Raw genomic sequence first — 20,207 nt, 5'->3', positions numbered from 1 at the left:
GACCCGACGGGGAAAGGAAGGAACACCATGGCCCTGCACCGCCTCACCTCCATCACTGTCGGCGTTCCCGACGTCGACGCGACCGCCGCCTACTACACCGACTTCGGCCTCACCCCGCTCGGCGGGAACGCGTTCGCGACCGCGGACGGCGGTGAGCAGTTCAAGCTCGCGCACGCACCGCGGCGCCGCCTCGTCGAGATCGGCGTCGGCGCGGACGACCCCGACGACCTCGACCGGATCGAGCGTCAACTCGGCGCCCTGGACCTGCCGGTCGAGCGGTCGGCCGACTCGCTGGTGACGGAGGAGCCGATCGCCGGGTTCCGCGCCGTGGTCTCGGTGGCGTCCCGGATCGAGCAGCAGCGCGTCGCTCCCACGCCGTACAACGGGCCCGGCCGGGTCGACCGCGCCAATGTACGGGCGCCGGGCGTTCTGCGCGAGGGCCGGGTGGCCCCGCGCAAACTGGGTCACGTGGTCATCGGGTCCACCGACCAGGCCGCGACCCAGCGGTTCTTCACCGACGGCATCGGATTCAAGGTGAGCGACGTCGTCCCGTCGCTGGCGGCGTTCATGCGCTGCTCGACCGACCACCACAATGTCCTGGTCCAGCAGGCCCCGGTGAACTTCCTGCACCACACCTCCTGGCAGGTCGAGGACATCGACGAGATCGGCCGCGGCGCGATGGCGATGCTGGAGAAGGACCCCGAGCGGCACGTCTGGGGCCTGGGCCGTCACCACGTCGGGTCCAACTTCTTCTGGTACCTCAAGGACCCCGCCGGCAATTTCTCCGAGTACTACTCCGACATCGACTGCATCGTCGACGACGCGCTCTGGAAGCCGGGCGTCTGGGAGGGCGCCCGGAGCCTCTTCAACTGGGGTCCGCCGCCGCCTCCGTCGTTCCTCATGCCCGAGGACCTCGCCGCGATGATGACGGGGGCGCACAGTGCTGGTTGAAGAACCGGGGCCCGTCGCCGTACCGGAGTGGACACCCCGTCCGGAAGCCGCCTCCCGCACCCGGATCGCCGCGTTCGTCCAGTGGCTGGACGCCCGGGGCCGCGGTGACTTCGCCGACTACGAGGCGCTCTGGCGCTGGTCGGTCACCGAGCTGGAGGAGTTCTGGCAGGCGGTCGCCGACTTCTACGACGTCCGCTTCCACGAGCGGGCGACACACGTGCTGGCCGACGACACGATGCCGGGGGCGGTCTGGTTCCCCGGCGCCACGCTCAACTACGCCGAGCAGGCGCTGCGTCACACCGGTGACCGGACCGCGATCGTCGCCGTCTCCGAAGGCGGGCACCGGCAGGAGGTGACCCGCGACGAGCTGCGCCGGCGCGTCGCCTCCCTCGCGCACTGGCTCCGTACCGAAGGCGTCGGTACGGGTGACCGCGTCGTCGGCTATCTCCCGAACATCACCGCCACCGTCGTCGCGTTCCTCGCCACCGCCGCCGTCGGCGCAACCTGGTCCGCCTGCTCCCAGGAGTACTCGCCCGAGGGCGCCGCCGACCGCCTCGGCCAGCTCGAACCCACCGTGCTCTTCGTCGCCGACGGCTACCGCTACGCCGGCCGGGAACACGACCGCTCCGCCCACAACGACCAGCTCCGCCGCCTCCTGCCGTCCGTGCGGACCACTGTGTGGGTCCCGCACATCGGCGGCGCCCAGCCGCCCGGCACCGCGCACTTCGACACCCTCACCCGGGGCGGCCACGCGCTCGAGACGACCCCGGTGCCGTTCGGCCACCCGCTGTGGGTGCTGTACTCCAGCGGCACCACCGGCCGGCCCAAGGGCATCGTGCACGGCCACGGCGGGGTCACCCTGGAGCACCTCAAGTTCCTCGGACTGCACGCGGACCTGGACGCCGACTCCCGCTTCGGCTGGTACACCAGCACCAGTTGGATGATGTGGAACATCCAGGTCTCCGGCCTGCTCCTCGGCTCCACGATCGTGCTCTACGACGGCAGCCCCGGCTGGCCGGACCCGGGAGCCCTGTGGCAGCTCGCCGCGGACGAACGGCTGACCTTCCTGGGCACGAGCCCCGCCTACCTGATCGCCACCCACAAGGCCGGCACCAGCCCCGGCACGGCCTACGACCTGAAGCTGACCGGCCTCGGCAGCACCGGTTCACCCCTGCCCGCCGGCACCGCCCAGTGGCTCCACGAGACGCTGCCCGCGACCTGGCTCGCCGCGGCCAGCGGCGGCACCGACATCGTCTCCGGCTTCGCGGGCGGCGTACCCACCCTCCCGTCCCGTCCCGGCGAGATGCAGGCCCGGACACTCGGCGTCGCCCTCGAAGCCTGGGACGAAGACGGGCGCCCCGTCACCGGCCAGGTCGGCGAACTCGTCGTCACCCGGCCGATGCCGTCGATGCCGCTGTACTTCTGGCACGACCCCGGTGAACTCCGCTACCGCGACGCCTACTTCGCCACCTACCCCGGCGTCTGGCGCCACGGCGACTGGGTCACCGTCACCGATCGCGGCAGTGTCGTCGTCCACGGCCGCTCCGACGCCACCATGAACCGGTACGGCGTCCGCATGGGCAGCGCCGAGATCTACGAGGCCGTCGAGCGGCTCGAAGAAGTCACCGACGCACTCGTCGTCGGCGTCGAGGAACCCGACGGCGGCTACTGGATGCCCCTCTTCGTGGTCCTGGCCGCCGGACACGACCTGACGCCCGCCCTCGCGGCCCGGCTGCGCGACCACATCCGGACCCAGGTCTCACCACGCCACGTGCCCGACGATGTCATAGCCGTCCCCGCCCTGCCGCACACCATGACCGGCAAGCGCCTCGAAGTCCCCGTCAAACGCATCCTCCAGGGCGCTCCGCCGGCCGACGTCGCCAACCCCGCCGCGGTCGACGACGCCGACGCGCTCGCCCGGTTCGTCCGCATCGCAGCCGACCGGAAGGCGTGCCGCGACGGGGCGTGAGGACGTCAGGTCGGTCCTCCCGCGACGCCGGCCTCCCGGTATTCGCTGGGGGTCATGCCGGTGACCGTGCGGAAGGCGCGGTAGAACTGCACCGCGCTGGAGAAGCCCGTCTCCAGCGCGATCGCGGAGATCTGCGCGCCCGGCTGCGTCCGCAGCATCAGCCGGGCGCGCTCCAGCCGCAGGGAGCGCAGGCGTGCCATGACGGACTCACCCGCCCCCTCGAAGAGGCGGAACAGGGTGCGACGGGAGAGGTGCAGGCCCGCGGCGATGCCCTCGGCGTCCAGATCGGGGTCCGCCATGTGCGTGCGCATGTAGGCCAGCGCCTCGGCGCGGCGCAGTGACGATGTCGCCGGCCGAGCGCCTGACTTCCTCGGGCCGGGCCCGCTTGGTGGACAGCCGGAAATCCGCGTACTGCCCCAGCCTGATGTCGCCTCCGAACGCGCTGCCGACCGGGTCCGTCCTGACCGACACGTACGCTTCCCGCCTGGCCTGACGCCAGTAGTCGATCTCGTCGCCTCGCGGGGCGTGACGGGTGGAGAACGCCGATCCGCCCGAGGCTTCACGGCGTCCTTCAACGTCACCAGCGGCCGCTGCGCGACCTGCGAGGGCGAGGGCTCGGTGATGGCCGAACTCCTCTTCCTGCCCTCGGTGTACACCGAGTGCCCGGACTGCCACGGCACCCGCTACAAGGCCAGCACCCTGGAGATCACCTGGCGTGACCGGAACATCGCCCAGATCCTCTCGATGAGCGTCGAGGACGCCCACGCGTTCTTCGACGGTGAGGAAGAGATCATGCGGTCCCTGTCCGCGCTGATCGACGTGGGGCTCGGCTACCTGCGACTCGGGCAGCCCGCCACCGAGCTGTCCGGCGGCGAGGCCCAGCGCGGAGACACCTTCTACGTCCTCGACGAGCCGACCTCGGGACTGCACTGCGCCGACGCCGACCGTCTCGTCACGCATCTGCAGACCCTCGTCGACGCGGGCAACACCGTCGTGATGGTCGAGCTGGACATGCGCGTCGTCGCCGCGTCCGACCACGTCATCGACCTCGGCCGGCGACGCTGCGACGCTCCGCTTGACGGCCACGCCGGATCGAGGGCTGGGCGACCGCGCTTGACGCTACCGAACGCGTTCGTCGGCGCCGTAAAGGCCGAAGAAAGCCGGGAGGTGATCCTTCGGGCGGCTCGCGATCTGTTCGTCTCCGGCGACCATCTATTCCTTCTTCCCCGGCAAGCGCCGGCTGCTCCATCAGATGTGGGAAGGAGTATTCGAAGACCTGGTCAAGGAGCTGAAACCAACACCATCCGCGCGCTGGTGCGCGGGATGCGACGACAGGAAACCTGAATGTCCTCCAAGCAGTTCACCGGTTCGAGCATTTCAATGCCCCGCGCTATGAAGAAGCCGCCCAAGTTCATGCTCCGCTCCCTCCTGAAGTTCGCCTACCCCAAGACCGTCGAATATCTGGAAGATCTCCTCACGCCGAAGCTGGAGGCGTTCTTCCGTCGGTACGAAGGTGAGCGACTCGTGCAACACTAGTTACACAACGCCTGTTGCAGAAGGGGACGGTCATGAGTGATGTCGATGTGGATGTCGTCGTAGTCGGCGCGGGATATGCGGGCCTCGTCGCAGCCCGCAACTTGCTGGACAGCGGGCTCACGGTTCGGGTGCTCGAAGCGGCCGGACGGGTCGGGGGCCGGGCGATGACGGTGACCTCGGCGGCCGGTACGGCCGTGGATCTCGGGGGTCAGTGGATCGGACACGATCATGTGAGGATGCGCGCCCTGGCGGAGGAGTTCGGGGTCTCGCTGTTTCCCACGCACACCGACGGCAAGACCCTGATCCGTCACCGGGGCCGTGACGTGTCGTTGTTCTCGGCGACCGGTGTCGCCGTCGGTGCCGCGTTCATGCGGCTCGCTGCGGCGGAGCGGTTCGGGCTGGGCGCCCGTGACGACCAGACCCTCGCCACGTGGCTCGAGAAGGTCGAACCCCGGCGGGCGCGTCGGCTCCTGGAAGTGGTGATGGGTGAAGTCACCGCCACCGACCCAGAGTTGATCTCCGTCCGGGCCGTGGCCGAGGGGATCAGGAGCGCCGGAGGTCTCCGCGAGATGTTCGGTGTCGAAGGGGGAGCCCAGGAGGCCCTGCTGACCGGAGGGGCCGGTGGCCTCGCCGAGGCGATCGCCGCCGAGCTCGCGCCGGTGATCCGGCTGGACCAGCCGGTGGTCGCCATCGCCCGCGATGGAGGCTGTGTGCTGGTGAAGACCCCGGACACAGAGACGTACGCCCGCCGGGTCATCGTCACGACCGCGCCTCCTGCGGCGAAGGCGATAGTCCATCGGCCCGCACTCCCCGAGTCGCGTGAGCTGGTGCAGAGGGACACGTTCATGGGCACGGTCTACAAGGCCGTCATCGTTTACGACACGCCGTTCTGGCGGGCTGACGGATACAGCGGCGAGCTCTTCGCCCTGGACGGACCGGTCCCTTCCGCCTTCGACGTGTCGCCGCCCGGCGGCCGGGGGCACCTGTGTGTTCTGGTGCCGGGTCAGGGTGCCCGCGACCTGGACGCCCTGACCGAGGAGGCGCGCCGTGCCGCGGTCCTGGCCGAACTGGCCCGGCATTTCGGTGAGCCGGCCCGTCATCCGATGAGCTTCCACGAGAAGTCCTGGCACCAGGACGAGTACGTGCTGGGCGGTTACATGGCCTGGCCCCGTCCCGGCTCTCTCGAGAGCATCCGGAAGGCCGGCGCGCAGCCGGTCGGTCGTGTCCACTGGGCCGGTACGGAGACCTCCTCCCGGTACAGCGGGTACTTCGAAGGGGCGGCGCTCTCCGGGGAACGCGTCGCCGAGGAGGTGCTGGCGGCTCTGTGACCGGACGGACCGCCAAGGGCGGCTCTCGGCCGTCGGGCGAACAGCGGTACGGGTGCGGCACGCGGAGCGCCGCGCTCGTCCCGTGCCCCCTCCCCCTACGGAGCCATGTCGGTCGCGCGCCCGACTCCCGACGCGGGCAAGCCCGGCGTCGTGCGCGGAAGGTGTGCGAAACTCGACGAACCGACCGAGGAGTGGAGCAGGTGACCTACGTCAGGGCAGCGGAACGCGAGGAGCAGATCGTCGCGGCGGCCGTGCGAGTACTGAGTTCCGTGGGCGTGCCGGCCATGACCCTGCGGGCCGTCGCGACCGAGGCGGGCATTCCTCTGGGCACGCTGCACTACGTCTTCCCGGCCAAAGACCAGTTGCTCCGCGCGGTCATGGCCAAAGTCATTCAGGACATCTCGTCCGCGCTGCGCGCCGACATGGCGCTCGACCGGGGGGTGGAGCACGCCTTCAGGCAGGGCATCACCACCTTCTGGAGCAGGCTGGTGGAAGGCGGCATCGGCCTTCAGATCATGCAGTACGAGCTGACCACGTACTCCTTGCGCGCGGAGGGGACCGCCGGTCTGGCCCGGACGCAGTACGAGCGGTACGTCTCCCTCGTCACCGAGTTCTCCGAGCAGGCGGCGCAAGCCGCGGGGGAGCGGTGCGCCATCGGGTTCGACGCCCTCGGCCGCCTCACTCTGGCCCTCGTGGACGGGCTCATCCTGCAGTACGTCGCGAATCCCGATGCCGACCGTGCGCGCCGCGACCTCAAGCACGCGCTCGACATGGTCGTCCTGCTCGCGGACCCCCGGCCCGTCGCGGCCGGCCGGCCGGTCCGCTCCGTCTGACGAATCAGCGCCATTGCTCACGGATGGATGTGGCTCTCTAAGTCGGACGACCGACCAGTTGCCGACCGGACAAGCCGGTTATGCTGACCGCATGCCCCGACAGGTAGATCATGCCGTCAGACTCGCGGCCGTCGAGGACGCCGTGATCGCCATCGCCGCCGACGCGGGCTTCGACGCTGTGACGATCCGTGCCGTCGCCAAGCGGGTCGGAGCCTCGACATCGGTCGTGACCCACTACGTGGGCAGCAGGGAAGAGCTGCTCTGCAACGCCGTTCGGAGGGAACTCGACAGCCGCCGCGCCGAAGCCGAAGCGGCGGCTCGCGATCTCGACGGCAGGGCTGCCCTGCGCGCGGTGGTGGAGTGGGCGGTGCTGAGCCCCAGCGAACGCACTCATCGGTTCTGGCTCGCCCTCGTCCTGAGCGCGGCCGGGCAGCCGACCCTGAGAGAGGAACTCGACCGGTTCAACCGGTGGTGGACCCGACAGATCGAGGAACTGCTCCGTGAGGCGGGATCGGCCGACCCCGCGAGGGAGACGGATCTGATCAGCTTGTTCGTGGACGGGATCGTCGTCTCCGGGTTCGACGCCGGCCAAGCCTGGACCCCGGAACGGCGCACCTGGCTGCTCGACGCCGTCTGGGCCACCCTGAGCATCTGAACAGCGCTCCGCGGACGGCGTCGACGCAGCTCGCGCCAGCAGGGCCCAGGTCGCGGTGCCGCAGCTCGGCGCCCTGGTCTCGTCGGCTCAGCCACGCAGCGCGGAGGCGAAGATGCCGGGCAGCTTCGCCCAGCCGGGGCGGCCCGCGAAGGCGGTGAGCCGGCTTCCTGTGACGGCAGCGGTGCGGTTGGTGACGAACCACGGAGGCCGAGGCGACAGGGTGAACCGGCCGGTGAGCACCGAACGCGGAAAGGGCCGGAACGGCCCACGCACGACGGTCCGTTCGGTTCCGCCGAGGAGGAGTCCGTTGTGGACGATCCCGATGCCGCTCTGTGCGTCCTGAAGGGTGTGACCGGGGAACGCGCCCCAGGTGGCGCGGGCCGTCAGGTAGCCGACCCCGGTCCACGCGTTGACGGCGACCGTGCCGTAGCGCAGGCGGGCGACGAAACGGGTGAAGCCGTCTCCCAGTCCCCGGATGGTCCGGGGGTGCGCCACGACGTTCGCGCCCAGGGTCCCCGAGAGCCGTTCGTTGACGAAGGCCGCGGCGCGCTCGAGGAACTCCTGCCCCTGGCCCGGGAGAGCGGTGACGGCCAGGACGGGGGCGAAGTACTCCTCGGTGAAGGCGATGTCCCCGTCGGCGGGGACCGTCAGAAGTACGCGAGAGCCGTCCGCGATCTGTTCGGCGGTGCCGGGGTGGTCGTTCACGGCGGCCCGGCACCGGTCGTCGCTGCCGGGGTAGTAGGCGGGCCGCGCGGTCGCGGCGGCGAACGCCCCGCGCAGGGCCAGGAGGAACTCGTCCTTCTGCGGCCAGTCTTCGCTCAGCACGAGCACCTGCGACGCGATGCAGTTGTACCCGTTGTTGTGGAGCTTCTGGGTCACGATGTGCTCCGCCTGGAAGGCGAGGTCGCGCTTCGACCACTTCCCGGGAACCACGATCGTCGGTGAGACGCCGCCCAGTTCGCTGCTGATCGGCTTGTCCAGCCGTGCCTCGTCGCGGGCCTGCCGTTCCCGGCCCTCCTCGCCGGGGCCGAACACGATGGCGTCGTGGGACGTGACGCTGCCGGTGATGTGCACGTGCGCGATGCCCGGGTGTGCGACCGCCGCCGACCCCAGCTCGACGCCACCGGTGACGATCCGTACGAGACCCAGCTCGACGAACCGGGCGAACACCTTGGTCAGCACCGGCAACAGCGGGTCCGTGACCGGGTTCAGCTTGAGCAGGACGACCCGGTTGTGGGCGAAGAGTTCGTAGAGGGTGTCCAGCGGTGCGATCGAGAGGATGTTGCCCGCGCCGAGGACGAGACCGACGCCCCCGGTTTCCCTCGGCGTCCGCTGGCCGAGACCCGCGGTCTCCCTGAGCCGCTCGGCCGTCACGCCCGGCTCGGTCCACACCTCGGCGCGGAATCCGTTGAGCAGAAGCCGGTCGAAGAGGTTGTGGGGGAGTACCTGGACCGCGACACGGTTGCCGGGAGCCTTCGAGAGGCGGGTGCCGTCGAGCGGACTGCGCCCGGCCTCGAGCGCGGCGAGCGTCTCGGAGAGGGCTCCGATGCCGCCCAGCAGGGCGTAGGGCCCGCTGATCCACTCCTCGCCGGCCAGGTGGGAGCCGGGGTCCAGCCGCTTGATGGCGCAGGCGGCGTCGACCCACTCCCGGGCGTGTTCCCGTACCGCTTCCGACAGCGCCGTGAGCAGGTCGCGGCGCGCGGACAGGGACATCGCGGCCCAGGTCTCCTCGCCGCGGCGGAGCTCCTCGACCAGCGTGTCGAGCGACGTGGACTCGTCATGCACAGTGTTCATGGAGGTACTCACGCTTCCAGACGGCCGAGCACCTCGGCGGCGGCCCGGTGGCCGGAGCGGACGGCCCCGTCCATGTAGCCGTTCCACACGTCGGAGGTCTCCGCGCCGGCCCAGTGGACGCGCCCGACCGGCTCGGCGAGCGCGGCACCGTACTGCGTCCACACACCGGCCCCCAGCCGGCCGCCGTAACAGCCGCGGGTGTATTCCTCCTCCATCCAGTTCTGCTCGGCGTAGTCGACCGGGTTCCGGGCCTCGGGCCCGAACATCTTCACCAGCGTGGCCACCGCCGAGGCGCGGCGCTCCTGCGGCGACAGGCCGGCGGCGCTGCGGGCATGGGCGCCCTCGAAGAAGCCCACGACGACACCGCACGCGCCGTCCGGCGGCGAGTTGTCCATGGTGACGCTCAGCTCGTCGTCCAGGCTGAACCCGAAGCCGCTCAGCCCCGCGTCCCGCCAGAACGGCGTCGGATACGCGACCTGCACCTTGATGACCGAACCCATCGGCATCTGCTGGGTGAGGCCGTCGCGGGCGCCGGGCAGCGCCGGCTCGTAGGCGAGCCGTCCGGCGAGCGCGGGCGGGATCGCCACGACGACTCGACGGGCGGTGACCTCGCCGCCGTCGAAGCCGACCCGTACTCCGCTGTCGTCGTGGGAGATCTTCCTGACCGGGCAGTTCAGCCGGACGGTCTCGCCCAGTTCCTCGGCCAGCCGCTCGGAGATCCGGTGGGCCCCGCCGACGACCCGCAGCTCCTGCGCTCCGCCGGTGGTGGAGACCAAGTTGTCCAGCATGCCGCCGGACTTGATGTAGAAGAGGAAGTGCAGCAGCGACATCTCCGTCGGTTCGGCGGAGAACAGCGCGGGGACGATCGCGCCCCAGAAGGCCATGGCCTCGTCCTTCGCGCTGTTGGCGCGCAGCCATTCGCCCAGGGTCTGCCGGTCGAGTTCCAGCGCGGACGGCGAGGCCCACGGCGCGGAGAGCGAGACGGTGTCGGCGAGCGCCTCGAGCTCCTGCTGCAGCCGCCCGACCTCCATCGCGCCCTCGTCGGAGAGACCGAAGCTCGGATCGGCGTACCGGGTCAGCACGCCGTTGTACAACGTCACGGCCGCGCCGTCGGCGTAGGTGGGGAACGTCTTGAGACCCAGCTCGTCGACCAGCTTCAGGACCTCGGTCTGCGTCCTGCCTATCCACTGACCGCCCATCTCGACGGGTGTGCCGTCCGCCAGATTGCCGCCGAAGTTGCGGCCTGCCACGCGGTCCCGGGCCTCCAGCACCACCACGCTGCGCCCTGCGGCACGGACCTCCCTGGCGGCGGTGAGCCCCGCGAGACCGGCCCCGATCACCACGACGTCGAAGTTCGTCATGTACGCATCCCCAAAGTTGGTCGGCTGTACGACTTAGTCCGGACCGCTGCAGAATAGCTATCGACGGTCTCGCCAACAAGGCTTGTGAGTCAGCTTGGAATGGTGGTGCCCGGGCTATTGCGCCGGATTGACGTCATCCCTACGTTACTCGGACGACCGTACGACTAATGATCTCCGGCGCCGAATATCGATGGTGCCCGCCCGATCCCGGCGACCAGCGTGGGCAGCGCAGACGGTCTCTGCGTCCTCGTCACCGGCCCCGAGGCCGGCGTATCCCCGTCGGCTCGCTGGTCAGGGGCCCCGTGATCGTCGCGCACAGCCTCTCGGTAATAGCTGACCGGCGTGGTGCTGCCGGCTCGGTGAACGCGCGCACCGGCCGACCGCACCCTGCGTCAGGAGGAGACCCGGAGGACGATCTTCCCCGTCGCGTGTCCCTCCTGGCTGAGCCGCCATGCCTCGGCGACCTCGGCCAGCGGCAGTTCCCGCTCGACGTGGACCGTCAGCTTCCCGGCGTCCGCGAGGTCGCCCAGCTTGGTCAGGCCGGCGTGGTCGGGGCGGGCGAAGACGTAGATGCCGCCCTTCTCCCGGATGGCGGGGTCGGCGATCGACACGACACGGGAGGGCGACTTGGTCACCTCCAGGGACGCGGTGGTCGCCTCGCCCCCGTAGAAGTCGAGGGACGCGTCCACGCCTTCGGGGGCCAGGGCGCGCACCCGCTGGACGAGCCCTTCTCCGTAGGCCACGTGCTCTGCCCCCAGCGAGCGCAGGAAGTCCGCCTTGGCCTCGCTCGCGGTGCCGATCACGCGGGCCCCCTCGGCCACCGCGATCTGGACGGCGAAGGTACCGACGCCGCCCGCCGCGTTGTTCACCAGGACGGTGTCGCCCTTCGTGACCTCGGCGGCCTGCAGCGACTGGAGGGCGGTCAGCCCGGCCAGTGGGAGTCCGCCCGCCTGCCCCCAGGTGAGAGAGGCGGGCTTGCGGGCCACCGAACGGACGGGCGCCGGCACCAGTTCGGCGTACGTACCGTGCTGCGCGGTGTCCGTCCGGGCGTAGGCGATCACCTCGTCCCCGGGCGCGAACTCCGTCACGGCAGGGCCGACCTTCTCCACGACCCCCGCCACGTCCCAGCCGGGAATCAACGGCAGGTAGACGTACAGGATCGGGTCGAGGCGGCCTGCCGCGACTTTCCAGTCCACCGGGTTCACCCCGGCGGTCCTGACACGGACCAGGACGGAGTCCGGCCCGACCTTGGGCTCCGGCTGCTCGCTCACCCTGGGTGCGGCGCCTGAGGCGGCGACGGTGACTGCCTTCATGATTCCTCCAACGGCTCACGGCCGAGTCCATCCCGCCCGCGCACGACGCTCTCTCGCGCGCGGCGGCTGATCAGCCCAACTCGTAGGACTGGGCGCCCACGCCCGCGAGGTTCCCGCCGTCCACGACCAGGTACTCCTCGCACACGGGGCGGCGCTCGAAGTAGCACTGCAGGATGTCGAGGGTGCCGGCGGCGTAGCGGGCCTGCGCGGAGAGTGTCGTACCGGAGATGTGGGGTGTCATGCCGTTGAACGGCATGGTGCGCCAGGGGTGGTCGAGCGGCGCGGGCTCGGGGAACCAGACGTCCCCGGCGTAGCCGGCGATCTGCCCGGACCGCAGGGCGTCCACGACCGCGTCCCGGTCGACCAGCTTGGCGCGCCCACAGTTGATGACGTAGGTCCCGCGCTTCATCATGTTGAACGCCTCGGTGTTCAGCATGTTCTCGGTGGACGGGTACAGGGGGATCTGCAGGCTGACGACGTCGATGTCGCGGATCATCGACTCCAGGTCGGGGTGGTAGGTCAGCCCGAGTTCCTTCTCGGTCTCCGCGTCCAGCGGGTGGCGCTGGTGGTAGTGCAACTCCATGCCGAAGGGCTTGAGCCGCTGCAGCACCGCCAGGCCGATCCGGCCGGCCCCGACGGCGCCGTACTTCATCCCCTGGACGTCGTAGCCGCGTTCCACGCAGTCCGCGATGTTCCACACGCCGTTGGTCGAGATGCCGTGTGCGGGAAGGTAGTTGCGGACCTGCGAGAGCACCATCATGACGGTGTGCTCGGCCACGCTGACGCTGTTCGAGCCAGTGACCTCGGCGACGGTGATGTGCGCCTCGGCGGCTGCCTTCAGGTCGACGTGGTCGGAGCCGATGCCCGCGGTGAGCGCCAGTTTCAGGTTGGGCGCCTTGGCGATGCGCTCCTTGGTCAGATACGCGGGCCAGAACGGCTGCGAGATGACGACCTCGGCCTCGGGCAGGTACTTCTCGAACTCGGACTGCTCGCCGTCCTTGTCGCTCGTCACGATGAACCGGTGACCGAGCCCCTCGACGTAGTCCCGCAGGCCCAGCTCGCCCGAGACGCAGCCCACCAGCTCACCCGGCTTGAAGCCGAGAGGGCCCTGGGGGCGGGGAGCCTGGCGGCCGTTCAGGTACCAGGGCACGTCCGGGATCTCGTCACGTGCGTAGACCGGGGGATAGCCGGACTGCGGGTCGGGATAGAGCACGCACAGAACCGTCGACATCTGCAAACCCTTCGCTTCAGGAGGGTGACTCAGGGGGGATGGGGGGCCTTGGGCCTACCGCGTGGTGAGCAGCACCTTGCCGATGTGGCTTTCGTCCATGGTCCGTTGCGCCTGGGCGGCGTCGCGCATGGGCAGTTCGGCGTCGATGACGGGCCGGACCTTGCCCTCGGCGATCAGCGGCCAGAGGTGCTCGCGTACCCCGGCGACGATGGCGGCCTTCTCCTTCAGCGGCCGGGAGCGCAGCGAGGTCGCGGTGACGGTTCCCTCCTTGACCAGCAGGGCGGCGATGTTCAGTTCGCCCTTGGTACCGGCTTGGAGGCCGATGATCGCGAGGCGCCCGTCGACGGCCAGGGCCGCGACGTTGCGGTCCAGGTAGTCGCCGCCGCCCATGTTGTCGAGGATGACGTCCGCGCCCTTGCCGTCGGTGGCCCGCTTGATCTCGGTGACGAAGTCCTGGGTGTGGTAGTCGATCAGGATCTCGGCGCCCAGTCCGGCGCAGAAGTCCAGCTTCGCCTTCGAGCCGGCGGTCACCGCGACGCGGGCGCCGAGGGCCCTGGCCACCTGGATCGCCATCGTGCCGATGCCGCCGGAGCCGCCCTGCACCAGGAGCACTTCCCCGGCGCGCAGCCGGGCGACCATGAAGACGTTCGACCACACCGTGCACGTCACCTCGGGCAGCGCGGCGGCCTGGACCAGGGTGATCCCCTTGGGCACGGGGAGCAGTTGCCCGGCCGGTACGGCGACCTTCTCGGCGTATCCGCCACCGGTGAGCAGGGCGCACACCTCGTCGCCGACCGACCAGCCGGAGACACCGGGGCCGAGCGCGGCGATGGTGCCGGAGCACTCCAGGCCGAGGTAGGGGGAGGCGCCGGGTGGCGGGTCGTAGGCGCCCTGGCGCTGCATGATGTCGGCGCGGTTGACGCCGGCGGCCGCCACCTCGACGAGGACCTCGCCCTCGCCGGGCACCGGATCGGGGACCTCGGTCCAGTTCAGCTTCTCGGGACCACCGGGTCCGGACATCGTGATCGCGTGCATGGCCGGGACGCTACCTCCGGGCGCGCCCGCTCCCCGGTAGCTCCACGGGACTCGGTATCTTGTGTCTTGCCGGATAATGTCCGCTTATGTCCAACAAGTAATCTCCGCCCCCAGGTCGCGCCGCCCGTCAACCGGGCGGCGGCCTCGTGGGCCGCCGTCGCCATGGCACTGCCCCTCGCGATCGGCCTCGCCGCCGGGCACGTGGCCTACGGGGCCCTCGCCGCCATCGGCGCGATGAACGGCGCCCTGGTCTCCGGAACGAGACGTTGGAGGCCGCCGTCTGGCGCTTGGGCTCGGGGTAGGCGGTCCCGAGATCGAGCGGTTGGGGGAGCTGCGCGAGGGTGTCGAGCACGCCGGGCCTGCCGGGCCGCCAGCCCAGCTCCGTACGGGCCTTGTCGGCAGAGGCGCGGCAGTTGAGCCAGAAGTCGACCGTACGTGGCCGTCCGCCCGCAGGCGCTCCGCGACCACCGAGCCGATGTAGCCGGTGGCGCCGACGAAGAAGATCTTCGGAGTTCGGACTCACGCGTGATCTTCGAGATGATCGTCGGACCTCTCCATGCCCGAGCCCTCAGGAGCGACGAACCACTGGGAACGGTCGACGCCGCCCTCATCGTGGATACGGTTCTGCGGGGCATGCCGGCCGGCTGACCGGGCATCTGCGTCACACCTTGCAGGAGCCGCCGGTTCAGCGCACCCGCCCCCGTGGTTTCAGGGCCACCGGCGGCAGTTCAGGTGCGAGCAGCCGGTCCCCGTCGTACCCCTTCACCTCCCCAAATCGCGAACCCTTCATCCAGTCCTCCCGGGCCCGGCTGATGTCCTCCTGCGTACGCCCCACAAAGTTCCACCACATACCACGTGATCGGCGGTTTATCCCAGGTCAGAGGTATCGCGGACCCTCGGGCGTCAGCAAAGGTCAGCATCGGACGCCGAGGAGTCAGCAGAGCATGGCAGTACGGAAACTCGCCCGCGGCATGGGCACCTTCTTCAAGGACTGCGAGCACGCCGAGTCTCGTTGGTCGAAGTGCCCGCACGAGTACAAAATCCGGTAGCGCATCCAGAAGTACGGGACGATGCGCTTCGAGGAGTACGCCGAGGAGTGGAAGGCTGGCCAACGGCACCTAGCGGTCGCCTCGGTGCGGCACCTGGACTCGCTCTTGGAGCACCACCTCAACCCGACCCTCGGCAGTCGGCGGATGAACTCCTTCGACCACAAGGTGGTGGACCACTTCATCCGCACCATGGAGCGGCTGAAGACCGGGCTGGCGACCCAGGCCAACGCCTTCGACAAGCTTCGCGCGATTCTCCTGGACGCCCACCGGCTGGGGATTTACGCCGACAACCCCTTGCTAGGGGTCAAGCCACCGCAGTACGACCCGGCGCGGGCCGTCATCCCGTCCCTCGATCAACTCCGCGCGATACGCACGGCTGGGGACGACGCCTTCATGCTGATGGTCGACCTGATGAGCGGCTGCGGCCTGCGCAATGGCGAGGCGGCCGCGGTGAACCTCGACAACCTCGTGGCCGACGACGTCTACCGGGTCAGCGAACAGGTCATCCTGTCGACCAGGAGCTACGGACCGCTCAAGCATCGCAAGGTGGGGGAGTATCGCGATGTGCCCCTGCCCGCTCGGATCAGGGAGACGATCGAGTGGTACGCCGAGAAGCACGGAACGTTCGACGGCTATCTCCTGCGTCAGCCCACTGATTCAAGCAAGCCGTATCCGCACTGGGCGATGGACAACCAGTGGAAGCGAATCCGGGCCGCCGGTGAGGTGGACATCCCGGCAGGGATGGTTCTCTACGGCAACCGTCACTTCTTCGCATCGAACTGCCTGAGCAACGGCATCCCGATCACGGACGTCGCCGAATGGATGGGTCACAAAAGCCTCGACATCACGTTCAAGACCTACCGGCATCTCATGCCTGGATCGATTGGTAGGGCCGCTGAAGTGCTGGATATGGCACTTGCTGCCTGATACGCAGAGGGTCCTGGGCGCTTTCGCGCTCAGGACCCGGCGGATTGGGCTTCAGCCGAGCCTCTGCTGCTGGGCCCAAGCCTGTACTTCTGAGATCTTGAATTGCAGTTTGGAGCTGTGGCCGTGCCCGAACTTGTAGGGTGTCAGGCCAAGTTTGGGTGCGTCACGGTAGACCCACGCGGGCATTGCCGTTCCTCCAGGTCGCGCTGCACAACACCTCAAGCGTCGCGGCGACTGTAGGATTTGGTGGAGCCGCAGCAGATGGTCCGCGTCGCTCAGGACGCCGCTTCGCCCTCCTCGTCCCGCTTCCAGACGCCGCGTTCCTCGAGGGTCTCGATCAGGTGGTCGGCGCTGTCGAGGGTGTGCTGTTCCATGAGGGAGCGGGCCATGCGGGAACTGCGCCTGCGGAGAGCTTCGAGGATGAGCGGGTGTTCCTCGCGGGTGGCGGCCGCCCGGCCCTCGATCGAGAGGTAGAAGCGGTTGGGGAGCTGCTTCACCACCGAGCGCAGGAGCAGGGACAGGCGGTGCGAGTCCGCGGCGAGGTTGATCTGACGGTGGAAGGCATGGCCGTACTCGACCATGCCTTCCTCGTCGTCCGCCGCGATGGCCTTCTCCTGCTGCTTGACGATCGCCTCGAGTCCGTCGAGCTGCTCGGGGGTGATGTTCTTCGCCGCGCGGGCCGCCAGCTCGCCGCCGAGCTGTGCCTGGACCCAGAACAGGTCCCGTACGTCCTGCTGGGTGAAGGGGGCGACGACGAAGCCTCGGCGGGGGATGAGTTCGATGAACCCCTCGCTGCTCAGGGCGAGGAGGCCCTCCCGTACGGGGGTGTTGCTGACGCCGACCGCTTCGGCGATGGGCTCCATGCGCAGGAAGTCTCCGGGGCGGACCTCGCCGGAGATGATCTTCTCCCGGACGTAGCTGGCCACTTCCTCGGGGAGCTGCTGCCGCCTGGAGTCGCGGTCGCGGGTCATCGATACCTCGTTCGCCGTCGTGTGTTCGGCTCCGCGGGCTCCACCGGCCGGCCGAACCGGGAATAGTACGCATCATATAGTCGTGGCCGACCGGCCGAGGCCCGCTTCGGCCCGGCCGACCTGTGCTCCTATTCCCTGACGGCGTTCAGCCCGTGACCGTGATGTCGTGGCGCACGTCGTGTCCGCTGCGGCGGATCAGCAGGCTCTGCGCGCGGGGCGGGTGCGCCGGGGAGGACACGATCAGCGTGTACGCACCCCGGGGCAGCCCGGTTACGGTGTAGCCACCGTCGGCCGAGCGCACCTGCGCCCGCCGGGTGCCCCGGTCGTCCAGCACGGTGACCGACACCTCGCAGTCGTCGTGCTCAGGGCACCGTACGGCGCCCCGAACGGTCACCAGGGTGTCCGGACCCACCGCGTCCACCACCGTCATGCCCTTCTCCTGGGCGAACGCGGCCAACGCCTGGTCCAGGGAAGCGAGTTCGCACAGTGCCCGGTCCGGGCGCGCGTGGCCGGCCGGGCGCAGTGCGGAGACCAGCGGGCCGACCCGGGTCCAGGTACCGCCGTGCTCGCCGGTGGTGACCCGGTGGTCCAAGGCGCGCAGGGAGGAGGTCAACACCTCCATGATCCGCCCGGTGCCGTACGCCGGGCTCGGGGCCACGGCCAGTGAACGGGCGTGCCGCGTCGCCGTGCCGAGCAGTCCCAGTACGGTGTCGGCGGACCGGCCACGCGTCCCGCGCGGCATCCGGACCAGCGGCCGGTAGGCGCTGTCGACCTGGTGCAGCGCGGCCTCCACCGCGCGGGCCGCGCCTCGCGGCCTGACCGCTGCCGTGGGGTCGCGCCAGCGCTCGGCGAGTCCGTCGAGCAGCTCCTCCACGGCGGACAGATAGCCGTGCACCGCCTCGCGCGTGACCTTCCGGGTGGGGACCGGCAGGATCAACAGACAACAGACGGTGGCCACCAGCATGCCCAGCACATTGTCGGCCAGCCGGTCCACGAGCAGTCGTTCCATGGCGTCGTATGGGGTGAAGAGCCCGTACACCTGCACCAGCGCGGCCACCAGGCCGACGACCAGGTAGGCGTACCGGCGCTGCATGCAGGCCGCGCCGATGGACAGGCCGGCCACGATGACCAGCAGTGTCCACAGGACGTGGCCGGGACCGATCAGCCTGAGCAGGGCGACGCCGAGGACGCCGCCGACGACGGTGCCGGCCGCCCGGTCGCCGAGCTTGCGCAGCCGTTCGCGGGTGGTGTTGGTGCCGAGCAGGGCGACCATCACGCCGACCAGGCCCCAGTAGTGGCGGCCCGGATTGACGGCGACGGCGATCGGCAGGGTGATCGCGCCCGCCGTCGCGGCCTGGAGCGGGGCCCGAAGCGCCGGGACGATCCGGCGGAGCCCACGTCCGCCGTGCGCGGTCACCACCCGCTGGGTGGCCGGACCCGTCCCTGCGGGACGTCCGTTCTCCAGCACGACCGTGGGCTGGAACGGCACCGACGCGCCCGAGGTGGAGGTGCGCCGGCCGAGCCGCAGCCAGGAGGCGAGGGAGTCGGCGAGCGCGTCCAGCAGATCGCCGATCCGTCGCGCCAGTGCACGTACCGCGTCGTCCTGCGCCGTGAGGCCCGGCGTGTCCGCCACCCGGTCGCGGATGCGGACGGCCACCGGCCGCAGCGCGTCGGCCCGCCCCAGCGGTGTGTCGCGGGCGATGACCAGCCCCTCGACGAGTGCCCGGCGCAGCGGGTCCGGCACCTCGTGCCGGGCGAGCGCGGTCACGGCCTCGCCGATGCCGTGCAGGGCGAGTTCGGCGTCGAAGAGGTACTGGTGGAGCAGTTCGGCCGCCTCCGGGTCGGCCGCCAGCTCGGGCTGTGCGAGCCGGCCGTCGATGATCAGTGTGGTGGTGTTGAGTCCGCGCAGCGCCCGGTGCACCCGGCGGAGCGCGGCGGCCCGTCCCGCGCCCGGTTCCAGCGCGGTGGCCGCCGCTCCGGTGATGCGGCGCGCCTCGACGACGAACGCCCGCTGGGTGCGTAGCAGATCCTCGCGTGGCGTCGGAGGGCACAGCAGCAGTCGGGCGGCCAGCAGGGCCACCGCCGTCCCGACCGCTACGCCGAAGAGGTCGCCGCATTGCGCCAGCGGCAGCGGGATCATCTCCCCGACCAGCAGCGCGACGAAGATCAGCGTCCCGGAGAGCAGCCCCAGCGGGCCGAAGCGCGCCAACACCATCACCAGGACCAGGCCGACGACGAGCAGACACATGGATGCCACCCGGTACGGCCGTACGGCGGCACTCACCGGCAGCGCGGCGGAGAACGGCACCGGCAGCCAGAGCAGCGCCCTTGCCAGCCTGCCGCGGGTGTTCTCGGCGATGAGGAAGGCGCTCACCAGGCCCAGCACGCCGCCGACCGTCATACCGAGCACGGCCGGCAGGCCGAGGGCGCGGGAGAGCCCGTAGCCCACGGTCAGGGAAGTGATCATCGACAGCAGGACGCGCCAGCCGGTCTGGAGCCGGCCGAGCCCGGGGTCGAGCGCCAGCGCCCAGTCCCACCAGCGCGGCGGTCCGCCGACCCGGCCGGGGAGGAGTCTGGCATGCGGTGCCTCGGGGTGAGCGGAGGGGCCAGGGGGCCCGGAGGCAACGCCGGACGGCGCCGGACCAGTGGCCGGCGCCGGGGGATGGGTACTCAACTAACCTCGGATTCCAGTGCGTTGACGAGTGTGAGGACGGTCTCTCGAGCCGAGGCGACCATGCGTTCGGCGTCGTCGGCCGGGGTGCCCAGGGCGTCGAGCAGGGCCGCCGCGATGCGCAGCCGGGCTTCGTGGAGCAGTTCGCGGCCGCGCTCCGTGAGATGGGCGCGGATCGCGCGCCGGTCCTCGGTGCAGCGATGGCGTTCGAGCAGGCCGCGCTCCTCCAGCTCCTGGAGGAGGACGGTGACCCTGGGCTGGGTGAGCCCGGTCGGCAGGGTGAGGTCACCGACCCGTAGCGGGCCGGACTCCAACGCGGTCAGCACGTTGACGTGGCTGTGCGGGACGCCGAAGTCACCGATGCGGTACATCGTGCGCCCCAGCCTGCCGACGCCGCTCATCAGGTCTTTCGCGGCCCGCGTGATGCGCTGCTGATCCTGCGCCCGCGAGTCCATAGGCAAATTATATAGGCAACCTATGGAAGCAGGCGGCCCGCCCGCCTTCGAGCCGGGCGAGACTCGGATCACATGCATAACCTATTTATATATTGCTATTATGTATCTCGTGCTCGGGTTCGAGCTCG

Annotated in this window: 16 protein-coding genes and 2 pseudogenes; 8 read left to right on the top strand and 10 right to left on the bottom strand. The window is 70.2% G+C overall.

Annotated features, from left to right (window positions below; all coding sequences use genetic code 11):
• The first annotated feature begins 27 nt into the window (after positions 1 to 27).
• The gene (locus tag E5083_RS07425) at positions 28 to 951 is read left to right on the top strand and encodes a VOC family protein (protein WP_135784792.1); all 924 of its coding nucleotides are present in this window, start codon (positions 28 to 30) and stop codon (positions 949 to 951) included.
• Positions 941 to 2,920, top strand: a complete 1,980-nt coding sequence (locus tag E5083_RS07420) for an acetoacetate--CoA ligase (RefSeq protein ID WP_244317413.1) — start codon at positions 941 to 943, stop codon at positions 2,918 to 2,920. The genes E5083_RS07425 and E5083_RS07420 overlap by 11 nt, the downstream gene beginning before the upstream one ends.
• A gap of 5 nt (positions 2,921 to 2,925) precedes the next feature.
• Here the strand turns inward: E5083_RS07420 and E5083_RS07415 are convergent, their stop codons facing one another.
• Positions 2,926 to 3,231: a helix-turn-helix domain-containing protein gene (locus E5083_RS07415; RefSeq protein ID WP_135784791.1), complete on the bottom strand. Its 306-nt coding sequence runs from the start codon at positions 3,229 to 3,231 to the stop codon at positions 2,926 to 2,928.
• A gap of 169 nt (positions 3,232 to 3,400) precedes the next feature.
• Here E5083_RS07415 and E5083_RS32225 point away from each other — a divergent pair.
• The 5 genes and pseudogenes from E5083_RS32225 to E5083_RS07390 form a co-directional block, all read left to right on the top strand.
• Positions 3,401 to 4,018: pseudogene (locus E5083_RS32225) on the top strand (ABC transporter); the annotation flags it as partial.
• Between the two features lie 246 nt (positions 4,019 to 4,264).
• Complete coding sequence (locus E5083_RS07405; protein ID WP_135784790.1) at positions 4,265 to 4,456, top strand: hypothetical protein; 192 nt, start codon at positions 4,265 to 4,267, stop codon at positions 4,454 to 4,456.
• Positions 4,457 to 4,488: 32 nt separating this feature from the next.
• Positions 4,489 to 5,784, top strand: a complete 1,296-nt coding sequence (locus tag E5083_RS07400; RefSeq protein ID WP_135784789.1) for a flavin monoamine oxidase family protein — start codon at positions 4,489 to 4,491, stop codon at positions 5,782 to 5,784.
• 200 nt (positions 5,785 to 5,984) lie between these two features.
• Positions 5,985 to 6,617 carry a TetR/AcrR family transcriptional regulator gene (locus E5083_RS07395; protein WP_135784788.1) on the top strand — a complete coding sequence of 211 codons (633 nt, stop codon included), beginning with the start codon at positions 5,985 to 5,987 and terminating at the stop codon, positions 6,615 to 6,617.
• 91 nt (positions 6,618 to 6,708) lie between these two features.
• The gene (locus E5083_RS07390) at positions 6,709 to 7,272 is read left to right on the top strand and encodes a TetR/AcrR family transcriptional regulator (RefSeq protein ID WP_167513484.1); all 564 of its coding nucleotides are present in this window, start codon (positions 6,709 to 6,711) and stop codon (positions 7,270 to 7,272) included.
• An 87-nt stretch (positions 7,273 to 7,359) separates the two neighbouring features.
• Here the strand turns inward: E5083_RS07390 and E5083_RS07385 are convergent, their stop codons facing one another.
• From E5083_RS07385 to E5083_RS07360, 6 genes and pseudogenes are all read right to left on the bottom strand, one after another.
• Positions 7,360 to 9,066 (bottom strand): aldehyde dehydrogenase family protein, encoded by a 1,707-nt coding sequence (locus E5083_RS07385; protein ID WP_135784786.1) that lies wholly within the window; start codon positions 9,064 to 9,066, stop codon positions 7,360 to 7,362.
• Positions 9,067 to 9,074: 8 nt separating this feature from the next.
• On the bottom strand, positions 9,075 to 10,427 hold the full coding sequence (locus tag E5083_RS07380; protein WP_135784785.1) for a flavin monoamine oxidase family protein: 1,353 nt from the start codon (positions 10,425 to 10,427) through the stop codon (positions 9,075 to 9,077).
• Between the two features lie 392 nt (positions 10,428 to 10,819).
• A complete protein-coding gene (locus tag E5083_RS07375) occupies positions 10,820 to 11,740 on the bottom strand; it encodes an NADP-dependent oxidoreductase (protein ID WP_135784784.1) in 921 nt (306 codons plus the stop codon).
• A gap of 70 nt (positions 11,741 to 11,810) precedes the next feature.
• On the bottom strand, positions 11,811 to 12,971 hold the full coding sequence (locus E5083_RS07370; protein WP_135784783.1) for an NAD-dependent formate dehydrogenase: 1,161 nt from the start codon (positions 12,969 to 12,971) through the stop codon (positions 11,811 to 11,813).
• 54 nt (positions 12,972 to 13,025) lie between these two features.
• Positions 13,026 to 14,006 (bottom strand): NAD(P)H-quinone oxidoreductase, encoded by a 981-nt coding sequence (locus E5083_RS07365; protein ID WP_135784782.1) that lies wholly within the window; start codon positions 14,004 to 14,006, stop codon positions 13,026 to 13,028.
• A 685-nt stretch (positions 14,007 to 14,691) separates the two neighbouring features.
• A pseudogene (locus E5083_RS07360) lies at positions 14,692 to 14,856 on the bottom strand (pirin family protein); the annotation flags it as partial.
• A gap of 220 nt (positions 14,857 to 15,076) precedes the next feature.
• On the opposite strand from E5083_RS07360, the gene E5083_RS07355 reads away from it, so the two are divergent.
• Positions 15,077 to 15,982: a tyrosine-type recombinase/integrase gene (locus E5083_RS07355; RefSeq protein WP_341869864.1), complete on the top strand. Its 906-nt coding sequence runs from the start codon at positions 15,077 to 15,079 to the stop codon at positions 15,980 to 15,982.
• Positions 15,983 to 16,257: 275 nt separating this feature from the next.
• Here the strand turns inward: E5083_RS07355 and E5083_RS07350 are convergent, their stop codons facing one another.
• The 3 genes from E5083_RS07350 to E5083_RS07340 form a co-directional block, all read right to left on the bottom strand.
• Positions 16,258 to 16,953, bottom strand: a complete 696-nt coding sequence (locus tag E5083_RS07350) for a GntR family transcriptional regulator (protein WP_135784781.1) — start codon at positions 16,951 to 16,953, stop codon at positions 16,258 to 16,260.
• Between the two features lie 145 nt (positions 16,954 to 17,098).
• Entirely contained in the window at positions 17,099 to 19,627 is a 2,529-nt protein-coding gene (locus E5083_RS07345) for an FUSC family protein (RefSeq protein ID WP_135784780.1), read from the bottom strand.
• Positions 19,624 to 20,079, bottom strand: coding sequence for a MarR family winged helix-turn-helix transcriptional regulator (locus tag E5083_RS07340; RefSeq protein WP_135784779.1), 456 nt, complete (start codon positions 20,077 to 20,079; stop codon positions 19,624 to 19,626). The genes E5083_RS07345 and E5083_RS07340 overlap by 4 nt, the downstream gene beginning before the upstream one ends.
• Positions 20,080 to 20,207: the final 128 nt, after the last annotated feature.

Source organism: Streptomyces bauhiniae (assembly GCF_004784475.1).
Lineage (GTDB): Bacteria > Actinomycetota > Actinomycetes > Streptomycetales > Streptomycetaceae > Streptomyces > Streptomyces seoulensis.
Note: the sequence above shows the minus strand (reverse complement) of the source record. Positions and strands in the feature narration are given on the sequence as shown.

Bases quoted from the DNA above. Each gene is read 5' to 3' on its own strand.
- E5083_RS07425 (WP_135784792.1), top strand. From the start codon at position 28: ATGGCCCTGCACCGCCTCACCTCCATCACTGTCGGCGTTCCCGACGTC.
- E5083_RS07415 (WP_135784791.1), bottom strand. From the start codon at position 3,231: ATGCGCACGCACATGGCGGACCCCGATCTGGACGCCGAGGGCATCGCC.
- E5083_RS07405 (WP_135784790.1), top strand. From the start codon at position 4,265: ATGTCCTCCAAGCAGTTCACCGGTTCGAGCATTTCAATGCCCCGCGCT.
- E5083_RS07400 (WP_135784789.1), top strand. From the start codon at position 4,489: ATGAGTGATGTCGATGTGGATGTCGTCGTAGTCGGCGCGGGATATGCG.
- E5083_RS07390 (WP_167513484.1), top strand. From the start codon at position 6,709: ATGCCCCGACAGGTAGATCATGCCGTCAGACTCGCGGCCGTCGAGGAC.
- E5083_RS07385 (WP_135784786.1), bottom strand. From the start codon at position 9,066: ATGAACACTGTGCATGACGAGTCCACGTCGCTCGACACGCTGGTCGAG.
- E5083_RS07380 (WP_135784785.1), bottom strand. From the start codon at position 10,427: ATGACGAACTTCGACGTCGTGGTGATCGGGGCCGGTCTCGCGGGGCTC.
- E5083_RS07375 (WP_135784784.1), bottom strand. From the start codon at position 11,740: ATGAAGGCAGTCACCGTCGCCGCCTCAGGCGCCGCACCCAGGGTGAGC.
- E5083_RS07370 (WP_135784783.1), bottom strand. From the start codon at position 12,971: ATGTCGACGGTTCTGTGCGTGCTCTATCCCGACCCGCAGTCCGGCTAT.
- E5083_RS07365 (WP_135784782.1), bottom strand. From the start codon at position 14,006: ATGCACGCGATCACGATGTCCGGACCCGGTGGTCCCGAGAAGCTGAAC.
- E5083_RS07355 (WP_341869864.1), top strand. From the start codon at position 15,077: ATGCGCTTCGAGGAGTACGCCGAGGAGTGGAAGGCTGGCCAACGGCAC.
- E5083_RS07350 (WP_135784781.1), bottom strand. From the start codon at position 16,953: ATGACCCGCGACCGCGACTCCAGGCGGCAGCAGCTCCCCGAGGAAGTG.
- E5083_RS07340 (WP_135784779.1), bottom strand. From the start codon at position 20,079: ATGGACTCGCGGGCGCAGGATCAGCAGCGCATCACGCGGGCCGCGAAA.